Annotated in this window: 12 protein-coding genes; all 12 read right to left on the reverse strand. The window is 31.9% G+C overall.

Going from position 1 to position 24,757, the window contains the following annotated elements; all coding sequences use genetic code 11:
• Nucleotides 1-155: 155 nt before the first annotated feature.
• Entirely contained in the window at nucleotides 156-2,012 is a 1,857-nt protein-coding gene (locus tag Q0662_RS11425) for a DUF5060 domain-containing protein (protein WP_298949881.1), read from the reverse strand.
• A gap of 29 nt (nucleotides 2,013-2,041) precedes the next feature.
• A complete protein-coding gene (locus Q0662_RS11430; RefSeq protein ID WP_298949884.1) occupies nucleotides 2,042-4,147 on the reverse strand; it encodes a BNR-4 repeat-containing protein in 2,106 nt (701 codons plus the stop codon).
• 123 nt (nucleotides 4,148-4,270) lie between these two features.
• Complete coding sequence (locus Q0662_RS11435) at nucleotides 4,271-7,798, reverse strand: family 78 glycoside hydrolase catalytic domain (RefSeq protein WP_298949888.1); 3,528 nt, start codon at nucleotides 7,796-7,798, stop codon at nucleotides 4,271-4,273.
• Between the two features lie 118 nt (nucleotides 7,799-7,916).
• Entirely contained in the window at nucleotides 7,917-9,332 is a 1,416-nt protein-coding gene (locus Q0662_RS11440; protein ID WP_298949891.1) for a sialate O-acetylesterase, read from the reverse strand.
• Nucleotides 9,333-9,336: 4 nt separating this feature from the next.
• Complete coding sequence (locus Q0662_RS11445; RefSeq protein WP_298949895.1) at nucleotides 9,337-10,530, reverse strand: Gfo/Idh/MocA family oxidoreductase; 1,194 nt, start codon at nucleotides 10,528-10,530, stop codon at nucleotides 9,337-9,339.
• A 3-nt stretch (nucleotides 10,531-10,533) separates the two neighbouring features.
• A complete protein-coding gene (locus Q0662_RS11450) occupies nucleotides 10,534-11,877 on the reverse strand; it encodes a Gfo/Idh/MocA family oxidoreductase (RefSeq protein WP_298949898.1) in 1,344 nt (447 codons plus the stop codon).
• Nucleotides 11,877-13,262, reverse strand: a complete 1,386-nt coding sequence (locus Q0662_RS11455) for a DUF1080 domain-containing protein (protein WP_298949901.1) — start codon at nucleotides 13,260-13,262, stop codon at nucleotides 11,877-11,879. The genes Q0662_RS11450 and Q0662_RS11455 overlap by 1 nt, the downstream gene beginning before the upstream one ends.
• A 132-nt stretch (nucleotides 13,263-13,394) precedes the next feature.
• On the reverse strand, nucleotides 13,395-14,555 hold the full coding sequence (locus Q0662_RS11460) for a DUF5627 domain-containing protein (protein ID WP_298949903.1): 1,161 nt from the start codon (nucleotides 14,553-14,555) through the stop codon (nucleotides 13,395-13,397).
• Nucleotides 14,556-14,594: 39 nt separating this feature from the next.
• Nucleotides 14,595-16,322, reverse strand: coding sequence for a RagB/SusD family nutrient uptake outer membrane protein (locus Q0662_RS11465; protein ID WP_298949906.1), 1,728 nt, complete (start codon nucleotides 16,320-16,322; stop codon nucleotides 14,595-14,597).
• Nucleotides 16,323-16,347: 25 nt separating this feature from the next.
• Nucleotides 16,348-19,407 (reverse strand): SusC/RagA family TonB-linked outer membrane protein, encoded by a 3,060-nt coding sequence (locus tag Q0662_RS11470; protein WP_298949908.1) that lies wholly within the window; start codon nucleotides 19,405-19,407, stop codon nucleotides 16,348-16,350.
• Between the two features lie 35 nt (nucleotides 19,408-19,442).
• Nucleotides 19,443-21,368, reverse strand: coding sequence for a RagB/SusD family nutrient uptake outer membrane protein (locus tag Q0662_RS11475; protein ID WP_298949911.1), 1,926 nt, complete (start codon nucleotides 21,366-21,368; stop codon nucleotides 19,443-19,445).
• Between the two features lie 12 nt (nucleotides 21,369-21,380).
• Nucleotides 21,381-24,527 carry a TonB-dependent receptor gene (locus Q0662_RS11480; protein WP_298949913.1) on the reverse strand — a complete coding sequence of 1,049 codons (3,147 nt, stop codon included), beginning with the start codon at nucleotides 24,525-24,527 and terminating at the stop codon, nucleotides 21,381-21,383.
• Nucleotides 24,528-24,757: the final 230 nt, after the last annotated feature.

The following is a 24,757-nucleotide window of genomic DNA, read 5'->3' on the forward strand; positions in this document are numbered from 1 at the left end:
AATTCTAGGATGAATTCATTATAAACCTAGGTTATTTTTAATAAATTATGATAAATTTAATAGTTTATTTAAGAATGACTATCCTGTACCTTACTATTTTTTGATAAAATAGCATATAAATAAGGTAAAATAGTTGCTGTTTTTTGTTTTGAAGTTTACTTTTTGGTGATCAGTATTAACCAATCTTTTTCAATATCTGATGGTGGATTCCCCAAATATACTTCTCCATTTCCTTTAATAGAAGTTACAGAGCCATTTTGTAGTGTTCCTCCAGTTCTTGGATTGTACCATTTTACTGAAAAGGTATTACTCGTATTTGCAAGATTCAGTTTTATGTTATTGGCATTGGCTTCAACATAGATTGCATATACGTTGTTTTCTTTAGCGAAACAATAGGCAACATCTTTAGAAATTATCAAGTCGTTTTTGGGTTCCATTTCCCAAAAAGGAATTTTCTCAAAAAACTGTAGTGCATATTTGTTTTGCTTCCAGAATAAATCTCGACTTCTAAAATCTTGACAGGTTAAATCGGAATTTGGACTTGCATAGCCAAAATACCATTCCACCCCAAAACCACCTGCAAATAAAGTTCCATACATGGCTCTCCCTCTTGCAAAATTGTGTTCTGGATCTTCATCATCTGGTAATAAGGCTATTTTTGCTTTTCCAGGTTCATCAACAGCAATTGCCCATTTTTTTCCAGTTGCATTTGATTTTTTTCGCCATTTTAACACTCTAGGGTTTACATCTATAAATTCAGGGTGACTTAACTGTAATGATGCACCTGTTAATGGAGATTGATTTCCTATCAAATCTGCATATCTATCATCTTTATTCGGAAAAGTATGTATCACCAAATGACTCTTATAAGTATCTAAATTAGCAACGTAATTGGCTGCTTTGAGTACTTCTGGAATGGGTTGATTGTTTTCTTCACCTAAATTCCAGTTCATTGATAAATGATGCCCAAATCTCGCAATTAATTCTCTGTAATACAGTTTTCCTTCCACACCAAAAGCACCTTTATCCATTAAATGATCGGTTTCTGTTTCATGCGTTTTAAAGTGCAAAAACATTCCTTTGGTTTCTGCGTATTCAAAAATACACTCCCATTGTGCTAGTTTAGAAATATCGAACCTGGTTTTATGAAACATAGTTTCCCAAGCTTCTTTATTTTTCTTTTTACTTGCATATTTTTCATATTCTGGAATAGATACTTTTAATAAGTGAGGAAACACATTTCTATCATCACCATCCACATTAAAGGTTAAAAAAGAAAACACATTTAAACCTTCTTCAGCTAAATAGTTAATGGCTCCTAATAAATTTTTACCTTTTGTATTTTGCCATAAATAAGGTGTTGCACTATCTTCAAAATCTTTGGCATGTGGTTGCCACTTTTTTTGAAATCCTAATGCATTGGTTGATACATCTATGTCTGAATACGCCAATAAATTTTCGGGTGCATCTACTCCTAATTTTATAAAATATTTTTGAGTTTCTGCAAATTTTAAATAGGATTCTCCAACATATTCTAGTTTTCCTTTAGCTCTATTGTCTTTCCCTGTTTTATCAGACTTACTTATTGTAAATGTTCCTGTTTGATTGTCCATAAAACCAGCACTTTCAGCATCATTTATGTTATCTGCAACAGCAATATGTTTTCCTTTTTTAAAGGATGTAGTATACGCCCATTTACCAGTTTTATTAGGTGTAAAACGTACTTGCCAAATATTTCCTTTTGCACTGCTTGTTTCAGCTGCATTGCCATCTGCTGCAAAAAAACCAGGAATTACAAACTTTTCTGAACCGTTTATAAAGGTAACCTCTAAATGATAGTTTAAAAATGGATTATTCTCATCCATTTCATCAGTTTCTGGTCCTTCAAAATTTAAAACAATTCTGTGCCATTTTTTTAATTCTCCGTCAATTTTTACTTCTTTTCGTGGAGTACAGGCATAAAGTACCACCATGAATAGTATAAAAAATAAGTGCGTTACATTTTTATTCATAGTGTTCTTTTTTATTTATTTATTTATTTTTATTTTAGAATGATGCGTTTTATAAGAGTACTATTATCAGTTGATTTTAAACGCAATAAGTACATACCTTTTGCGTACCTAGAAAAGTCAAGTTGGTTTTTATTAATAATGCCTTGTTGTAAAGTTCTACCTTGTACATTTATCAATTGATATTCTATATTTTTTATAGACGTATTTAATGTAAAAACACCATTACTTGGATTTGGATAAATGCGAATATTGTTTTTATTAAAACTATTTGTACTTAAAGCTGATTTTGAGAAAATTTCAATTTTATCTGGCTCGCTAGAAAGAGACCTTTTTTGAGTTAATTTTATGGTATTTTCTCCTTGATTTAAGTTGATATTTTCGATTCTATTTTCACCATAAATATTCCAATCACCCGTTTTTGCCACTAAGAAGTTGTTAAATAACTGATCATTTATTTCGACGTCCATCATAGAATCGTCTCTATTTCTAACAGCAACATGTAATACAACATCGTAATTACCGGCATCAGTAATATCAAATTTATATTCTAAAAATTGATTGCTTGTAAATGAATCTATGTATTTTCCTCCTGAAGCTGCACTGTTTGTTCCAACAGTAATATCATTGGAAGCTGTGGTAAAATCTTCTGCTTCTAAAACTTTTATTAAACTTCCACTTGCATCTTCTATTTCAGATAAATTAAATTCTTGAAAATATAATGGGCGCTTATCACCTACACCAACAGTATTATTTCCTGTATCTTCCATCAAATACACGTACAATTTATCATCATTTACAAAGGCATCAAAATGATTAAAACGAATGTTTTCTTGATCTGTATAGATTACTTGCCAGTTATTCTCGCCTTCTAAAGTAGTTTTAATATTTACTTTTCCATTGATCAATTCTACCATAAACACATGGTTTTTGTAGCTATATATTTCGCCTCTTGTATCTGGATTAGGAATTAAACCACCTGCATTTTTAGAAAAATTATCGTCAGTAGCTTTTTTATAATAATGTACATTTCTATTATCTACTCTTTGCACAAAATGAATGGCTCCGTTTTCGGTAACTGTCCAAGCTGGATCTGAAGATGATCTAGGGAATGTAGCTGTTCCAAAATCATCTCCAGGTTGCGCAATTTGTACTGGATCTGAGTTTGGGTTTATATTATTTTTTATGGGTAATTCTATTGGGTTATCGTTTACATCAAACCATTGGGTAGCTTGATTTTTAGGAATACCATTTGTATAAGCATAATACAATCCACTATTTAACATATACCCATTACTTGTACTTGTATTGTTATTTGTAGAATATCTTATAGAGAATCCAGCATAAAATTTACCGTTTAAAAAACGTTCGCCTCCATACATATTATTTCTATTAGGTAGTGCTAAAGTACCTTCATGATATATCCAATTATTAGACCAAGAAGTACCATCATAATGTGCTAGTAAAATATCTCCATTACCAGAACCGCCTTTTCTGTATCTTGCAATTAAACTACCATCATCAGCCCTATGAATCATTGGATATGTTAAACGTTCATAGTTCTGCCCATTTTTAAGATATGTTCTTTTTGCATTAAAAATTTCTAAAGTAAACTCGTTATCAGGCACAAAAGCCATGTCTTTCTTAGACACAGAGTAGTTAAAAAATACAGTTGGTAAGGCACTTTTAGAGTATGCATGCATGTCGTAAATGATATGTATGGTGTTGTCTATAGTACTTATTCCTATTGCAGCTGTATTGTGAGAATCTCCTCTAATTCCTGTTCCTTTAAAAAGCTCACCACTTTGACCTACATGTTGATGAGGAAACTGAATGGTTACCCAAGGTGAGTTTTCTACGGTTAAATTTTTTCTGGACAACATTAAGTTTCGTTTGTCCATACCACCCTTATACCAGGTAACAAATGCATATCCGTTGATAACATCTACGCAATCTCCATGAGGCGTAATTCTTTTTCCGAACCTATAATTTACATCTCTTTCTCCAGCAAAAAATAATCCTCCTTCTCCTTCTTCTGAAACTCTAGTAGCACTTTTTAATGTTGCAGATAATTTCTTTTGTGCTGAAATTGTATTCAAAAAACCAATCATCAACAGATATAATAATATTTTTTTCATATGGGTGGAATTATGGTTTGTTGAATTCGCTTTTAGATGTGTTTATTGACCAATAAAAGGCAGTTTCTAGCTGCCTTTTATTTATATCAATTATATTTTAAAAAATTACAGTACTCATAAAATTTAAAAAGAATTAATTTTTAATTGAATGGTATGTTTACCTGGTGTTAATCTTACAATTTTAAATGCAGATGGAACGCTTTTTCCATTATGGATAAACTCTTTTCCTTCTGAACCATTTAAAGAGAATTCTGCAACCATATTTCCTGGAATTTCAATTTCATACGTCTGTAATCTTCTTCCATTATAGGTATATTTTGCTTTGATAGTTCCTCTAACAGTTGGTACTTCTATCTCACTATTTTTTAAGTTACTCATTTGAGGTTTAATAGTAGCAATACCAAAACCTGGTGTTTTAGGTTTAATACCCCATAAACCTCTAGGAATTACATTTGCAGGAGCTGCACCCCAAGCGTGATTCCAGTCTAAGTTTATCTTATAGTCGTAATCCCAAGCTTCTAAAGTAATTGTAGAACCTACACGAATCATATTATACCAGCTTCTTTTAGCTTTACTTGCTAACAATTTTAATGCATAATCTGCCTCACCTGCATTGTATAAACCGTCCATTAAAAATTGTGCTCCGTAAACACTACAAGCCATTCCTCTAGATTTTACAAAATCTACTACAGATTGGTAATGCTCCTCAGGAACCAAACCAAATGCTAAAGGCATCATGTTTGCGTGTAAAGATGAATGATCTGTACCAATACCATCTACATAAATACCTTTTTCTTTATTAAACATTTGTTCGTTAACTGCTTTTTTAGCTTTTGCAGCTCTATACTCAAAATCTAAAGCTTCTTGTGTTTTGCCTAGTAACTTAGCAAACTCAGCCATGATTTTCATATTCTCGTAAAAGAAAGAGTTAATTACGGTACTGTATGGCTTAAATACAAAACCATCACGTTCTCCTTTTGTTTTGCTACCTGCAAAGTTCTTAGAAGGCCAGTCAACAATATCTGTTAATGGTTTTTTGTATCCGTCAGGAAAACCTAACTTTCTCATAAATTCTACATCAACTTTAGTTGATGTAATTAATCCATCTTCATTAGATAATTCGAATAAAGATTTGTGCTTTAAAGGCTCATAATAACGTTCTATCAACTCTGTATTTCCTGTATACATATAATCTGCATAGATTAATAAAGGAACATGTTGTTGCCATTCTGTAGGCCATGTTGGATTTTTCATAAAATACTCAATGGTTCTTCTTGCCATTGCATATTCTCTGTCTGTTGTATAATGACTTAATTGATTTAAGTACGCATCTGCTTCATAAGGAATACGTTCTCTATCTCCATCTACATATAATCCATTAAACGTAGTAGCTTTTATAGAGTATTTTGATAAATCCCAAACTTGATTTAAAACATCATTATTGCTCTTAAAACTACTTGCTTGTTCATCCCAATAGCTATGGAAAGCCAATTGTGTAAAATCTTCAGCTTTTAATTCTCCTTCAAATCCTTCTATTTCTGCATATCTAAAAGGAACTAAAGTAGGAAAACCATCTGGCAAAGGAACTGCTTTGTTGGCTCTTGTATTTCTTTCATCTGATTGTACTTTTATCTGATATTGAGTTTTACCAGGTTTTACATCAACCTTTAATTCTTGGTAACGAATGTTACTTCTTTTTGGTACAACTCTGTTTACATTACCTTTATCATTTAACATTTCACCCACTCTAACAGTTATTGTGTGTGGTGATTTTGCTACATAATTAAAATTCATGGTTGCAAAAGCAGCTTTACCAAAGTCTATAAAATAAAAATCACCCCTTTTTTCAAACTTTTTAGGTTTTACTTTTGTAGTAATGTATTTATTTTCTGTGGATATGATATAACTATCACTTTTACCGGTTGTAAATTTTTGAACTTCAGAATAATCTACTAATCTGTTGGCTTCGTCCCAAATTCTAACTTTCCAAAAATAGGTTTTACCAATTTCTAGCGCATTTCCTTCAAATTCTACATCTGTAGATTTTGATGAAGCTACTCTTTTGCTATCCCAAATATCGCCATTATTGGCGTCGATAATTTCTTTGCTAGAAGCCACTAAAATTTGATAAGCTCCTTGGTATTTTGCACCTAGTGGAACTGTCCAACCAAATTCTGGTTTTAAATCGAAAATTTCTACCTCAGTTTCTGGTGCTCTTATTAACTCAACTGTTAAATCTGTTGGAGCTGCTCTAAAGTGATTTCCATTCTTTTTGATTAATTCATCTGTTTTAGCTCTTAAATTTGCTAAAACTTTTCTATATTTTCTTTTACCAACCAAGTTTTTAATTTCTTGTGGATCTTTTTCTAAATTGTAAAGTTCTTCAATTGTTTTATCATTTACATATCTAAAATATTTCCATTTTTTTGTACGAACACCTTCACTTGGAGGAATGTTGTCAAAATCCCAAATATGTTCGATTAAAATAGTATCTCTTTCAATAGATTTTTTCTCTTTTCTAACAATTGGCATTAAACTTTTACCTTGCCAAGATTCTGGTGCTTTTACACCCGCTAAATCTGCAATAGTTTTAGTTACATCAATATTTAATACCATATCATCAATATCTTGATGATTGTTTTCTCTAGGGTCAAAAACAATTAAAGGTACTCTTATAGAGTTATCATACATTAACCATTTTCCTGCAAACTGACGCTCTCCTAAAAAGTAACCATTATCACCCATTAAAATGATTACTGTATTTTTATCTTGACCTGTTTCTTTTAGTTTGGTGCGTATTTTTTTGATTTCTAAATCGATTCCAGAAATCATTCTATAATAACCTTTTAAACTGTGTTGATATTTCTCTGGAGTATCATATCTCCAAGTCCAACGCAATCTATTAAAACCGTCTCTTACAATTTTTGGTTGTGCAAAGAAATACTTATCGTCTGCTAATTCTGGATCAGGAATTGTAGTACCTTCTAACATAGCATCTAAAGGTTCTTGCCAGAAATATTGTTTTGGAGCACCATCATGTGCGTGAGGAGCGCTAAAACTTAAAGACAAACAAAAAGGTTTATCTCCATTAGCATTTTTATCTAAAAAGTCTAATGCTTTTTGACCTGTATATCTTGTTAAATGTACAGTATCTTTACCTAAAGTTTTATAATAATATCCTCTTCTATCTTTAAAACGATTATTTCTATCATAAGATTCGTACTCATCAAATTGTTTGTCTAAATGATTGTACCTTGTTCCATATTTACCATAAAAACCAGTATAATATCCGTTATCTTTTAACAATCTTGGATAAGATTCATCCATATATTCGTCTCTAACATTCCCTGTTTGAAAGTTAAAATTATGTGCTCTTTCATACAAACCTGTTAAAATACTTGTTCTACTTGCTGCACAAATTGGTGTGGTTACAATAGCAGAATTAAAATAGGTACCTGATTCTGCCAATTTATCCATTTCTGGAGTTTGTACAAATTTATTACCTGCATAACCAATAGCATCAAAACGTTGATCATCTGTTAAAATAAAAATGATATTTGGTTTATCTGAATCTGTTTTTTGTTGGGCATTTACTGAGAGTAAACCATTAAAAGCACAAAGTAGTGCTAATAAAAAACTGTTTTTAAACATATTTTAATTGTTAAAGTATTATTTGTTTTTAAGCTTCGTTTTTATAAAGCCTTATAAGCTCATAAAATTAAATCTAAAGTTACTGAATTGTATCCTGTCCTATCCTGAAAAAAAACTATTACCAATGATCTGTTCTAAATACAGAAATTGGTAAACCTGATTGTGTTTTAAGATTACTTTCGAAACATGCTTTAAAACCATATCTAATTGCCACAGGATTTTTAACGTTTTCATGATGTAAAGTAATGCTTTTTAGGTTTTTGTTGATGATTGCTTTTGCAGGATAAAAGATTTTATCTTCTCCTGCTATTTCAAAACCTTTTATATTTTCTGAACTCAAAAAATAATCTTTTTTTGAGAATTTAAAGTTTACAATCGCTTTATCTTCATTAAATTTTAAAGATTTAAACTCAGCACTTTTAAAAATTAAATTCTTATTGTATTGGTTTGCTAGTGCCCAATTTGCAAGTCGTTTTGCAATAATTTCTTTTTTTGAAGGATGTATATCGTTACAATCTCCAGCATCTGTTGTAATTACGACTCCAGTATTTTTAATTTCTTGCGCAGTTTGCAATTGCGCTTCTCTTATTAAATTAGATCTAATTGCTGTTCCTTTTTTGTACTTCGTATAATTAAATGGTGCTATTTGCACAAAATAGAATGGAAGATTGCTATCTTTCCACTGTGTTCTCCAAGAACCAATTAAATCTTTCATATAGCTTTTATATGGTTTTGGCTGAGTTCTATTAGATTCGCCTTGATACCAAAGAAATCCTTTTACCGTAAAATTTTGAAAAGGATGTATCATTCCATTGTATAAAAAAGCAGGCTTTTTCTGCTTATTTTCTTCTTTAGGTAGTTTATTAAAAAACCTAATGTTTTTGTATTTTGATAAAACTTCTTTTGGAATCCAACTTTCTATTCTTGTACCTCCCCAAGAAGACTCAATAATACCAATTGGTACATTTAATTTCTGATATAATTCTATCGCAAAAATATACCCAATTGCACTAAATTTTCTTGCAGATTTCATAGTAGACTCTTGCCATTTAGCGTTTACATCATTATTAGGTAAAACACTTGCGGTTCTTGGTACATTAAATAATCTAATATTTTTATTATTCGCAATATTGATATATTTCTGAGCATTTAAAACTTTAGATTTTCGTAAACCATTTAAAGGCATTTCCATATTAGATTGCCCTGAACAAAACCAAACCTCGCCAATTAAAATATTATTTAATGTAATTGACGAAGTTCCTTTTATTGAAATCGTTTCTGAAGTAAAAGAAGCTTTTTTTGTTTTAATTGTAGTTTTCCAAATACCGTTTTTATCAGTTATAGCTTTAGCCTTACTTCCCCAAGTTGTAGCAATCGTAATAGTTGTATTTGGTGCATCATTACCCCAAATAGCAACTTTATCTTTTTGCTGTAACACCATATTATCTGCAAAGAAAGCAGGTAATTTTGTTTGAGCTTGTAGCGAAATTGTTACTAAAAAAAAACTAAAAAGATATTTGTTTAGCCATTTCATAAAATTAGTATATTATATTCTTATTCCACTTTACTATTTTATTATTATACATCGCATCTAATGCCATTTGAACACAAACTGCGGTTTTAGCTCCTGATGTAATATTAGACAAAGGTTCTTTGTTATTTATAATTGCTTTTTTAAAATCTAATAAAGCTTGATTACTTGGATCTAAATGTTCTATGTTAATATTATAACCTTTTGCTTTATCCCACTGAGCAGTGGCTCCACTAACCCCATCAACTTCGCCCATAACTTTATTTTTCTTTCCTTCAGGATAAAACCAAGCATCTTTAGGGTCAATAATTAAAGTGCCTTTATCACCTAAAACTTTTATTTGATAACCATCTTTTGCATTGCTCGTTAAACAAGAAAATTTTGCTTTTACTCCACTAGCATAAGAATAGGTAAGGTGCACATTATCATACGTTTCTCTTCCATCTTTCCAGTAATCAATACCACCAACACCCATAACTTGTTCTGGTGTTTCACCTAAAACCCAGTTTGTAAAATCTATTTGATGAGAGCATAGTTCTGCAGTTAAACCACCAGAAAACTCTCTATACATTCTCCAGTTAATCGCTTTTTCAAGACTTGGATTTGGCACTTTTCTTCGCCAATTTCCATGTCTGTTCCATTGGCATTCAAAAGCAATAATATTGCCTACTTTTCCTTGGTGAATTAAATCTACAACGTGTGTATACAATCTAGAACTATGGTATTGATGACCAGTTTGGAAAATTGTATCAGATACCTTTGTTTTATTTATTAATTGCTGAATACCTTCATATCCTTTAGCCAATGTTTTTTCGCAATATACATGTTTCCCAGCATCCAAAGCGTCAATTGCAATTTTAGAATGTGTACTAAAAGGAGTTGCAACAATAACGGCATCTACATCCTTATTGTCTAATAAGGCTTTGTAATTTTTATAACCTTTAACTTTAGTTTTTGCTTTTCTTAGACCATTTTCTAGACGAAATGGAATAATATCAGATGCCGCAATAACATTAAGACCTTCTACATTGTTAATCATTGAAGTTAAACCGGCACCTCTAGATCCCGTTCCAACAACTCCAATATTAATAGCATCATTAGGACTAAAATTTAGCTTTGACATATTACCAAATACCGCGTTAGCACTTAAAATTCCTGCTGAAGCAATTCCTACTTTTTTTATGAAGTTACGTCTTTTCAAATTTTAGATTTTTGGCTCCCAACCTGGTTCATAAGTTCTAGACCAAAGTTTCATAGCATCTCTATCAAAAATTTTACCAGAATTTTCATCCACATTAAAACCTTTGTTAATTCTATAAGAAATATTGGCATAATGTGTTAACATTTGAGAAATAGCACCTACTTCTATAGACGATGTTAGTTTTTGTTTTCCTCTAATTGCTTCGAAAAAATTAGTTACGTGTCTTGTGGTTAAATTTCCACCACCACCTAAAGCAAGACCACCTTCTTTACCACCAGATTTTTTTTCTCTAATTAGCTTGCCTTTTAAATCATACAATTCATAACCACTTCTATCTACCATTACCAAACCTTTAGAACCATAAATGATGGTTCCTCTTCCTCGACCGTATTTTTTATAGGCGTTTCTACTATCTCCATCCCATTGAATCACTCTATTATTTGCAAAAGTAAAAGTAGCTTCCATTTGGTCGTACATTTCCCAACCATCATTTTTAAATTGTCTTTTACCAGCAATTACATCAACATATTCAGGATATTTTACATCTAAAGCCCATCTTGCAATATCTAATTCATGGGTTGCATTGTTACCCATTTCTGCAGTTCCAAAATCCCAACCATACCAATGCCAATTGTAGTTCCAAGTATCATGCATATAGTCTTTTCGTGGTGCTGGGCCTTGAAACAAATCCCAATTTAATCCTTTTGGAGGTGCAGCTTTAACCGGCAATGGCACTTGACCTCTTCTATTTGTATAGAAGGCAACAGCTTTATACACATCACCAATAATACCTTTATGAATATCTGCAATAATCTCTTGACTTTCTACGGATGATCTTTGCTGATTCCCCATTTGTACAATTTTGTTGTATTTTTTTTGGGCAGCAACCACCAATTCATTTTCATGTGGATTATGGCTACAGGGTTTTTCTAGATATACATGTTTGCCTGCTTGCATTGCCATGATTGCTCCTGGAGTATGCCAATGATCTGGAGTTGCCATAAAAATGGCATCTATTTTTTTATCATCAATAATTTTTCTAATGTCTTCTTCAGATTTAATTTTATAATCTATCTTTTTTCCAACTTTTATTTGAGCTTTATCTAATTGACTTGGCATGACATCGCACAAATATTTTAAGCGGACGTTATTTTCTTTGGCTGCAATGCCATCTATAAAACCACCATAACGACGTCCTAAACCTTGTATGGCTAAATTTATTCTATCATTAGAGCCGATTATATTGTTATAACTTTTTGCTGACATGGCATTTGCTGAACCTACCAAACCAATTCCTGCAGCTGCAGTAGCTGTTTTTTTTATAAAGTTTCTTCTACTTGTATCCATTATTTTTTCTTTTTAGGTTTAGGAACTTTTACTTTAATATTTCTGAATGATACTTTATCTCCATGATCTTGTAATAAAATTTGACCTTTTTCTAATAATCCAAAGTTTGGCCATTTGGCATATTTACTTTCAGAAACTAGTTTTAAAAACTCGTCACTTCCTCTTTCATATTCTAAAACTTTAACATCATTCACCCAGTGTTCTACGTGATTGTTTATAGATTTAATATACGCTGTATTCCATTCTCCAATTGGTTTTAATGGTTTTATAGGATTTGCCTTAATTAAATCATACAAAGAACAAACAGTTCTACTTCCTTCATGAGAACCTCTTTTCGCATCTTCATGCAAAGCATCATCTAAAATTTGATATTCTAAACCTATAGAAGATCCTGGACCTTTATTAAGCTCTGTGTCTACATAATATTTAATTCCACTATTTGCGCCAGCAGTTAATTTAAAATCTACTGACAGTTCAAAATTGGGATACTCTTTTGTGGTTACAATATCTCCACCTGCAGTTGATTCAGCTCCTCCAGTATCTGCGACTATTAATTCTCCATTTTCAATAGACCATCCTTTTTCTGGGAACTTATCTAGTTTTGCTCCTCTCCAACCATTTGTTGTTTTTCCATCCCAAAGCATTTTCCAACCCGATCTTTTTTCTTGATAAGTTAGCTTATTTTTAGTGATGATTGGTTTTAAGGGAGACTTTTTAGAATATTTCTCAAAATCTGTAGTTAAAATTTTTATATTTTTCCACATGGTTTGTTTTCCTAATCTATCTTTATGCTTCCCAATTCCGTGTACTTGTAATCCAATAAAACCTTCCGAAGTTTTGTCATCTATTAAATGAGCTGCTGGAACTCCATTAATCCAAGTTTTAATAGTATCTCCAATAGCCTCTATTCTATAATGATTCCATTCGTTTTGTTTAAACGCTTTTTGAGCTTCTGTATTATCTTTTAACGGATTTAACCATAATCTTCTTTTTTCGTCATAGATTCCACCACTCCAAGCACGTTTAGATGGGTCTATTTCTACCTGATAACCATGTACCATTCCGTCTCTATAATAAGGAAGCGAATTACTACGGATTTGAATACCTGAATTCATTACAGGATCTACTTTAAAATCTAGTTCTAAAATAAAATCTGTATAATTCTTATTTGTACACAAAAATGTATTAGGTGTATTTGCTGCTGTTGTGCCTATAATGGTTCCATTATCATTTTTATAAGTGGCATTTCCACCTTTAATATTCCAACCCTCTAGATTATCGTTAATTATTAAACTATTCCATGGTATTTGTTCATTTGATTTTTGACAAGATGCTAGTATTAAAAATATTACTAAGATTTTAATAATTGATTTAGTGTGTTTCATTATTACTTAATTTATTTTTTGATGTTATGATGTTTTTTTAACCTAAAAAGCCCTTCATTATAAAAATAATGAAGGGCTTTTTGTAATTGAGAAAAGAATTAAAAAGTGTTTTTTTACTATTAAATTCTAGTTTTATTTCTCTAAATTAATAGTAAACTCTTCAAATTTAACGTCTCTATCTCTTATAACTAGAGTATCTTTAACAGTGTGTAACAAATCAAATGTAGTTGTTGTTGTAGAAATTAAGTTACCAAAAAATTCTTTTTTAGATACTTCTACCACCAATTCTCTATATTGGAAATCTAAGTAAATTACATCTCTACTTTTACCACCCCATTCATCTCCATCTTCTGCAAAACGTCCAGTACCTGTTACAGTAACGTCGCTATTGGGGTCTGCATTGGTTACAGTAATTTCTTCATTGTCATTAAATGCTAAATTTAAAGACAATGTACTATTCGTAGCGCTACCAGGTCTTCTAACACCGATAGTCGTTGTTACGTCTTTTCTTCCTGAAGTTGCTAATGGGAGTAACTCATCATCAACAACAAATTCAGATCTGTACACTGTAGAACCATCAATGATTTCTGTTTGGGTTTCTGTTGGATCTCCGTTTGCAAAAACTGTAACTGATTCATTAGACCCTAAAGCTGTATCCTCTCCTCGTCTTAAATAGATACCTTGGTATTTATTCATATACTTAATACCAAAAAGAGTATAGTCTTTAGGTTCTGTTTGCCAATCATCTGCCTTAATTCTAATAGGGTTTGTAACACCCTCTGCTGGTACACCTACTAAAAGCGAATCTAATTTTTCGTATTTTGTAATTTTTAATGGAATAACATAATGAACTTCTCCAAATTCTGCAAATGACTTTGGATCATCAAAAAATGCATCTGATAGTTGTACTGGAATACGTCCGCTTATAGAACCAGATGGAATTGTTACCGGACTTTCTTGTTCTATTGTGTAATAAGAAGAAGGTAACACCTCAACATTTACAGTATCAAGACCTAAAGCTGCAGCATCTATTAAATCAGGAGCTAACTCAAAATGTACTTTTCTATCTATATTGTTATTATAAACTCCTGTCATAGTAACACCTATTTCAAATCTTCCATTATTATCATTATCATTAAATCCTAAATCATATTTACCTTGAATTAATGTTCTAATTGGTGTTTGAAATGGAAAATACACTGAGGTTGATCCAAAATCAGGAAATTCATTTACCTCATTTTCGCAGGCCAATATACTAAAGGCTATTACGCATATTAATAAATATTTTTTCATGTTTACTATTTTTTATTCTTTTAATATTACAAAATTATTTTACCATCCATTATTTTGCTCTAATGCTGAGAATTTTAATATCTCTGCATTAGGGAGAGGCATATAAGTTGCAAATGATTGATAATTTCTAATTTCTACAGACGGAAGCTCAATATAATCATTTCCGTCAAAAAAGTAACCTCTAGCTGATTCATTTAGCGGTAATCCCCATCTCCTAAGGTCCCAAAATCTATGGCCTTCAAAGCTTAATTCTATACGACGTTCATTTCTAATAAGCTCTCTCATAGCTACTTGGTCAGATTTAATTGATTCCAAGTAAGCATCTCCTCCAGTAATTCCTGCTCTATTTCTAATTGCTTTAATAACATCATAAGCAGAAATTCCTTCAATTGGTTGATCTGGACCTACAGTCTCATTAGCTGCTTCTGCAAATATTAAAAATAGTTCAGTATACCTAAAATAGACATTAGCATGTATCTTACCTTGAGCAGTTCCGTCATTGTTAATTCTAACTTCTGGTTGTAATAATTTTTTAAGGTAGTATCCAGTTGTTGTAGATTGTCCTGGAATAGAGTCTAACCTATCATTGCCACCTCCAACACCAGTATTAATTATGCCTCCACCAAACTCAGCACCATTAACAACAACATATTTTTTTAACCTTGGGTCTCTACCTTCATATGGGTCTTGAGGATTATAAGAAGTAGATTCAGAGATAGGTGTTCCGTCTAGCATAGGAAATGCATCTACAAAGTTTTGAGTTGGATTAATCTCCCCATTTCCATTTACTGATGGAGGAAACATTCTTCTTTCGATAGTAGCATTAATACTTCCTAAAGATCCACGCCAAAGGGATTCTCTACTTTTAATATTAGCATCAGATGCATAAAATTCATTACCTACTGGATCTAAACCACTAACACCACCAATTGTATTAATAATTTGTGCAGCATTATTTGCTGCAATTTCATAGTAACTTTGGCTATCTAAAAAAGAAGGGCTTGCTGCAAAAAGTGCCAAACGTGCTTTTAAAGCTTTAACTATTCTTCCAGAAATACGTAGTTCAAAAAAGTTATCATTTACTAATCCATATTTAGCATAATCAAAATCATCTAAATTGGAATACCATGGATCTACGTTTACTTCGCTTAAACCATAATCTGTAGGTAATAAATCAAGTGCCGCATCAAAATCTGCCATAATAGCTTGAACAGAAGCTTCAAATGATAAACGAGGTACATTAAAGTTACCATCTGATTCAATAAACTCTGTAAAATATGGAATACCTAATAATTCTCCAGATGAATTTTTACCAGCATGTGCTTGAAGCACGTAAAAATGATGTAATCCTCTTAATGCCAGTGCTTCTCCTTTTAAACGCATTTCAAACATTGTATTCGTTAATTCATCTCTACTCCATTGCGTTTCTCCTGCATCCACAACATTTAAGAATTGATTTACCCAAAATACTTGCTCATAATTATTCCAACGAGCTGCAGGATTAAATTGTGCATTTAACTCTCCTAAAGCAATTCGTTTGTAATTATTATTTAAATTGTTATTAACAGCATCATCGGTAGCTGCTTCTGAAAATGAATATTGGTTTACAAGGCCTGTATATCCATTTAACAATAACCCTTCTGCTCTTTCAGGAAAGGTACTGATATCGTCGAAACCTAATCGGTTTTCCTCAACTGGCTCAAATTCACAACCAATTACTCCGGCAAAAACCAATACAATTAATATATTTTTTATTAAATTTTTCATTTGTTAATCTAATTTATAGTTTGAATTAAAATGATGCTCTTAATCCTAGAGTAAAAGTTCTAGCAAGGGGATTGCTACCAATTCTTAATTGACGTATATCTCTATTTTCAGATATCTCGATTAAATTTGTTCCAGATATATTCATACTAAGATCTTCTATTCCTAAATCATCAACTAAAGTTTCAGTAAATTGATACGTTAACTGAGCTCGGCTAATATTGAAGAAATTATTTTTGTACAACCAAAATGATGAATTTCTAAAATTGTTTTGATTAGTAACTGAAGATAATCTAGGAAAAGTTGCCGTATTTGCAGTTGCTGGCGTCCATCGTCCTAAAACAACTTCTGAGTATTTATCATTACCATCAACTGAATAATATTCGTTAAAATTATTATTTAACTTATTACCCATTGCACCAGATTGACCTGTACCCAAAACAAATAGGTTGAATCTTTTATAGCTTAAATTAAGATTTAACGCATAAGTCCAAGGACTACTAGATTGTCCTAATGCTATTCTATCATCGTTATCAATAATATTATCGCCATTTTGATCTTGGTATTTTATATCTCCTGGTTGTACATTACCAAATTGAGGAGTAGGTAAACCAGTATTTAAAACTCTATCTCCGTTTACATCTGTAGTAAAATCTGCTTCAGAATAAAAACCTTGGTCTTGTAACCCAAATATTGTAGAAATTTCTCTTCCTTGGGTTTGTAAATAATCTTCAGCAAACACCTCTGATCTTTTAATTCTTTCTGTTTGACTATATAATATATTAGCGCCAATACTAACTGAAAGATCTTCATAACTTTTGTTGTAATTTATACCTAGTTCAAAACCGGTGTATAAATTGTTATCAAAATTCTCATAAGGTCTAAAAGTATTGTAAAAAGAAGGATATTGATCTTGTAAAAATGTAATTTGTTTGTCCAATTCTGTTCTAAAGTAATTCGCTTCTATCCAAAGTGAATTCATTAAATAAGTTTCTAAACCTAAATTAAAATCAATACGTTCTTCAAAAGTTAAATCTAGATTTTGTCCTTGTGTAATATTTTGTCTATTGTTAGATTGTCCATCTCCCCAATTAACATTGCTTCCATTTGAATAATTTTCATCATATAAGAAATAACCATTAATACCACGATCTGATCTAATAATACCACCTGAAGCCTTTATTTTAAGATAATTGATAACCTTGTTGTTTTTTAAAAAAGGCTCTTCACTTAAAACATAAGCTATACCTCCTGTAGGCGATAAAGCTCCTCTATTTCCTTCTGGTAATTTTATAGAAGTAGTATAAGTTCCAGTAAAATCGACAAATAATTTCTTTCTAAAATCATAAGATGTTTGAAACCCAACATGAGAATCAATATCTGTTTGCCTAACATCATTTTGTCTTTGAGAGTTAAAAAAACCTAAAAAGGTGGTACTTAAAGAATGATCTTTTCCAAAAGTAGTATCGTAATTAATTAATCCATAAAAACCAAAACGAGATATAAAATCATTAGTACTAAGGTTTTCTCTTTGGTCTTTTAAATCTACACCAAATTCATTAAGTGCTATTATTCTATTATCCTGCCAAGTTGGTTCATAGGTTTTGAAATCATTCTCTATTGATCTATTATGTGAATCATAAAAATCAAAACTTAAATAAGTTTTGGCAGATAAACCTTTGGCAATTCTATCTAAATCAAAATTAATTGTATTGTTAAATTGTGTAGAACGAAAAACTGTGTTTTGATTTCCTCCTGCTATAGCTAAAGCTACAGGAGCATTTGCACCAAATTGTTGTGAAGTTCCTAAAAGCATGCCATTAAATGTGTTTGCAGCATCAAGTTGTCCTCTAATGACAGGGTCACTAGTATTTAGTAAATTTATGGGCAAAAATGGTGTATAAATATTTGGCCTTAAAGTAGTTGAAGTATTCAACAAATTACCTCTAGAGGATTTGTTTGTACTTATTATTGCTATCCCATCTAAACTACTAGTAATCCAATCATTTACTTTAAAATCTATATTACCTCTTATGTTAAAACGGTTAGTACCTGCATTAATATCATCATTAATATCTACCCATGCACTATTTCGATTCCAACCAACATTTACATAATATTGATTGTTTTCATTTCCTCCTGAAAATTCTGTAATAACATTTGTAGAATGCACAAAAGGTTGTACAAATTCACTTGAATATAAATCTAGGTCAGGATATTCAAAAGGATTTAAGCCACTTCTGGTATTTTGAATTCTTTCACTTGTAAATCTTCGTCCATCATCAGCTGGTACACCATCGTTAGTAAGTGCTTCATTAAAAAGTGTCATATAATCTGCTGAACCTAAATAATTAGGTAAAGAAATAGGAGTACTAAAACTAGATAGCACATTAACATTAACTTCTTTTTTATTGGCTTTACCACGCTTGGTATTAATAACAATTACACCATTTCTTGCTTGACTACCATAAAGAGCAACGGAATTAGCATCTCTTAATACTGTTATCTGCTCAACTTCTTCCATATTTAGTATATTAGGATCTCGCCCAATAACACCATCAATTACAAACACGGCATCATTTGCACCACCAATACCTCTAATATTACCAGAACCTCTGACACCTAACATCAATCCATTTATATAATTTCTTAGACGTTGTGTATTATCAAAAGTTAATCGATCTTTAGGATTGATTGATGTAACTGCTCCTACAATATTACGTTTATTTTTGGTGACAACTCCCAACTTCAATTCATCTTCTTCCGATGCTAAAAAAAGGGATTTCTTCATGGTAATATTACCATTTATATCAGTTAAAGTTAGAATTAATGTTTCATACCCTACTTTTTCAAGTGATATGGATTCTTCTTCATCCTCTAATATAATTTTAAACTGTCCATTAACATCAGAAGAAACTTTATCTCCATTAGCGTTAAAAACATAAACATTACTTATTGGACTACCTTGTTCATCGACAACAGTTGCTGTTACTTCTGTTCCATCTGTTTGAGCTATTGTAAAATTACTAAAGCAAAACAACGTTAAGCTAAGTAGAGCAAACAACCTATTTATTTTATTTATCTTCATTTTTTTCTTAATAATTTAAGCGGATTTATACAAGATTACCATCCTGGGTTTTGAGTAAAACCAGGGTAAATTTGTGTTTGTTCAACAGGGAAAGGCAACCAATAATGCTTAGGAAACTCGCAAATTCTTTCAATTAAAAGTGATTCTGTGAAACTACTTCTATCCTGTGGGAAATTTAATGCTAATTTTCTTTTGTATTTATCTAAATGAGCCAAGCCCCATCGTCTAATATCTAACCATCTATGTGCTTCATAACTTAACTCAACAGCTCTTTCTCTTCTTAATTCATCCATAAACCTGTTGTTATCTGCAACTATACTAGGAGCTACATTTGGGACACCTGCTCGAGTACGGAATAAATTAATAGCCCCTTCTGCAGTTAAGTTGTAAGAAACTGGTGCCACTCTTGCTCCTTTTGATGCGTGTAATGCTTCTGCATACATTAAATAAACATCTGTAAGTCTCATATGCATTCGTACTCCTACATATTGATTTATGATAGGATTCCATCTTGTATGATATTTACCATCAACCTTAGGGAAGAATTTGGTCCACATGTACCCTGTATTATTCAATATTTTAATATTTTCAGCATTATTACTTCTGTGAACACCTTTATTTACAGGTGATTCAAACCAAAGTTGTGCGGTTTTATGCGGATCATCAGCTCCTGGATCAATAACATCGCCATCAATAATATGCCATTTATAAAAACGTGGATCTCTATTTTCAAAAGGTTTCGTTTCATCGAATAATCTTTGACTTGCTGGAAGTTTTTGATCCTCTTCAATAGATAGTCCATTAGCCATACCAAAATTATTATGAATAAAGTTGTGTGTAGGACTAATCACCTCATATCCACCAGAATTAGTATGAATAGCTCTAGATACACCAGATGCCATAAACCTTGTGGCTTGCCCTTGACTACCACCGGTTGCAGCAAAAATAAATTCAGTTGCTCCTGGCCACGCACCAGGTGTAGGAGATTTCCAAAATACTTCATCTAATTCATCCAATGTAGAAGCTAATCGATAACGTCCTTGGTCTGCTAACTTTAGAATACCTGAAAAAGCTTCTACTGCCATCTCACATAACTCAGTGTCATAGTCATAGGTGTTTATACTTTCATTGTTTCCTTTCATTAAAGGACTAGCTGCTAAAAGTAAATTTTTTCCTTGAAAAGCATATGCTGTTCCTTTCGTAAGTCTTCCTTTATTTTCGCCACGTGTTCTTTGCCCATAAGGTTCATTATCCCAATCTACAGGTAATAATTCTATAGCTTTTTTGTAATCTTCATTAGCAAGTAAAGCTACTTCTTTGTAGGTCTCTGGTCGTAATAATTCAAAATCATCAACTAATACCTTATCTACATATGGATAACGACCCCAAAATTTCATGATTTCATTATGGAAAAAGGCTCTAAAAAAGTAAGCTTGTCCAAGGATAACATTTTTTTCTGCCTGAGATGCATTTACCATTAAATCTTTCCCTCCATTTTCTTCACTTTCTACATTCTGAATTATAATATTAGCTTTACGAATTCCTCTTAAGCTACCATCATATACTCCAGGTCTTTGTCTATTAAAATTATTTTGGTTTTCAACATTGGCAGAATTTGCACCTGTAGAGCCATACTGAGCGTTTCTATGGTTATTTAAGTAAACAAAATTATCTCTAATTACATCATAAAATCTTCCAGCATCAATATCTCCACTTGCTTTTGTGGGTCTATCAACAAAACCATCATCACCCAAAAGAAAATCTTGAAAGGTGTGCGCTTGCTGTTCATAAGAGACTACTAATGCATACATTTCTTCTACAAAACCTTGTGTATTAATAAAAGTAGAAAAAACATCTTCTTCGGTTACAATTGCGTCTGGAGCAACATCTAAATAGTCCTCGCATGAAAAGAAGAATACGAGTCCTAAAATTAATAGTATTTTATTTATATAGTTTTTCATTTTTATCTTTTTTTAAAAATTCATATTAAAACCAAAGTTAAATCTTTTTAAGGTAGGATAATCTCCTCTTGATCTTGCTTCTCCTGATGTATTAAATTCTCTATCATCTGGAAAATCAGACCACAAGAATAAATTATTTCCGTTTGCAAAAAGTTGAAGCTTCTTTAATCCCAGTTTTTCGCAAGTCTTTTTAGGAATATCATACGATAAAGAAACTGACCTAAGTCTTGTTAAAGATCCATCTAACCAATTATCTCTTGGGTTAGCTGCACCTGGAACACCAAATGACGGTTGAGTATCTGTATTATTTGGATTATCTACAGTCCAATAATCTAAATCTTGAGTAAAGATTAAAGGTGTTGAATTACTAAACGTTTGATTACTGAACAATCTCGAAGCATTTTGGGTACCATACAACTGCGCTGAAATGCTAAACCCTTTGTATCGTGCTCCTAAAGTAGCACTCCAAGTTCTTTGAGGTTGACTTGGATAACCGAATGGTGCATTATCAAAATTGTTATTATAAATACCATCTCCATCAAAATCTACAACATTGTAGTACCCAGGACGTACTAAACTTTGGTTTTGGGTTTGTGGTGTTGAACTATAAATATCATCCCAATTTGTTAAAATACCTGCAGGAATAGCTGATCTACCTTGACCAATAGCAAAACCAGCTTCTATTTGATTACTGGGTAAACCAGAAGGATCGTCTGATATTATTATTCTATCTATTGCTTGATTAAAATTGAAATCTGCATATAAATCTAAACCATTATCAAAAGTATAATTAGCCCCAAGAACAACTTCATAACCTCTTACTTCAGTTGCACCTATGTTAGCAGGTGGAGCAGTTGCTCCTGCTAAATCTGATTGTAATCTATTTCCAAGAACTACAACTTTATCACGATCTTCTGCAAAATAATCTACTTCTCCTGTTAATAAACCGTCAAATAAAGAAAATTCTACACCTATATTATATTTAACAGCTTCTTCCCACTGTAGGTTTGGATTACCTACTACTGCCTCTCTAAAAAAGTTATAAGGTGATCTTCCATTGTTACCTTGATAAGTACTAGGAACTAAGAATGCTGAATTGTTGGAAGATTCCCATTGTGAAAGCCATCTCCATCTACCACCTGATGTAGGAAAATTATCATCACCTAAAGTAGCATAAGAACCTCTAATTTTAAATTTATTTAGCCAATCGTTTGTTTTTTCCATAAAAGATTCGTTAGACAATGTCCAACCTGCAGCTACAGAAGGAAAAAATCCGAATTTAAAACCTGGTCCATATTGCTCAGATCCATTGTAGGCACCGTTAAAATCTATAAAGTACCTAGAATCATAGTTATAAGTAACTCTTCCTACCCAGTCTTCACGGTATCTTGGAAAGGCATTTAGACCACCACTACCTCTTGCAGACTCTTGCCTTCTTAATAAGAACAGCGCTGTTACATTATGTTTATCAGCAAAAGTTGTATTGTAATTTAATGAGAGGTCATACAACAATCTACGAGATCGCTGTCCCTCTTCTACTTCTAATGTTTGTAAATTCCATGGTGGCTGCACATAACCAAATCGACTATCCACATCTGGAATAAGTAAATCTGGTTGATCACCATCATAGACTCTAAAGATTACACCTCCATCATTCAAATCTTGTCTACTTCTCTGCGTATTATCTAAGGTAAATCTTCCTTTAAACGACAAACCTTTAGTAATAAAATCTAATTTTTGTTTCAGAACAAAATCTGAATTGACTTGAAAGGTTCTAAACGTATCATAACCCGTACCTTGTAAAGTCTGCACAGGGTTTACATACACATTAAAATAACTAAAAGGGTTTCCATATATCCCATCTGGATATACTGGAGGATATAAAGTTGGTGCAATTAAATATAGTCCATTAGTTACATTACCTAAACTACCAGGGCTCTCTCTAATACCATAAAATCCTGCTATACTTACAGATAACTCAGTAGTGTTTGTTATACTAAAATCTATATTAGATCTAAAGTTAAATCTATCATAACGATACTCACCTAAATAACCTCTTTGATTATCGTATTTCCCTCCATCGAAAATGTCACTTACAGTTTGGTAAGCTAAACTACCAAAATATTTAGCCTTTTTATTACCACCACGCACAGACAAATTAACTCTATAATCTTGCGCAAAATCTTTTAACAGTTCATCTTCCCAATTCACATTAGGATAAACATAACTTTGCTCTAAACTAGATGGATTACGGTATCTTTCTACAATATCCAATGGTGTATAATTATTCCATGTATTAGGAGCTTGAGCAATCCCTCTTAAAATAGCACTATTTGCCTCCAATAAAGCATTATAAGAATCTAATTTTTCTGGTAATTGAGAAACCATTTTAATAGTTGAATTAACACTTAATGACATTTCCGCTTTACCTACTTTACCTCTTTTTGTAGTAATTATTATTACCCCATTAGCACCTTGAACACCATATACTGCTGTAGCAGAACCGTCTTTAAGTACTGATATATTTTCTACATCGTTCATATCTATATCAGTCATAGATCTCGGCACTCCATCTACCAGTATAAGTGGACCACCTTCTCCATTCCATGAGCTTCTACCTCGAACAAAAATTCTCATATTGTTTTGCCCAGGAACCCCACTACCTTGAATAGCAGTAACACCAGGTATATTACCCTGTAATGCCTCCTCCATATTGGCTACACCAGCTGTCACACTCATTAAATCCTCACCTTTTACTTGTGAAATAGCACCTACAACACTTTCTTTTTTTTGCGTTCCATAACCTACAATAACTATTTCATCTAAGCTTTCTGAAGCTTGTTTTAAAGTTACATTAATTGTTTTCTTACCATTAATGGGAACTTCAACCTTTTTGAATCCTAAGTAAGAGAAAACCAAAGTTCTTTGGCCAACTGTTAATTTAATTGAATACTTTCCATCAAAATCTGTAGATGTTCCTCTGGTAGTTCCTTTTTGCAGTACACTAACACCAGGTAAAGTAAATCCTTCAGCATCTTTTACAACACCAGTAATTACATCTTGTGCCTGGGTACTAAAAGCTGTAAAAACCGAAAAAAGTAGAAAAAGTAACAACTTTATTCCTAATGACGAATTTCGTTTTTTTAGAGTTTTTTTCATATTTGAAATGAATTTAAAATAAATTATTGTTTTTAAAAATTGTTTGTTAACAATGCTTTAACATATAAAATACAATACTACAAACTAATCATGCTTTTAGTATCCTGTACAATACTGAAATGTATAATATTTTACCTTATTTATATTTAATATTAACCCGTTGTGCATTATGATTTAAGAAAAAAAAGTTGTTCATATTACTGAAAATCAGTAAATTGATTTAACCACAA

Source organism: uncultured Polaribacter sp. (assembly GCF_947503855.1).
Classification (GTDB): domain Bacteria; phylum Bacteroidota; class Bacteroidia; order Flavobacteriales; family Flavobacteriaceae; genus Polaribacter.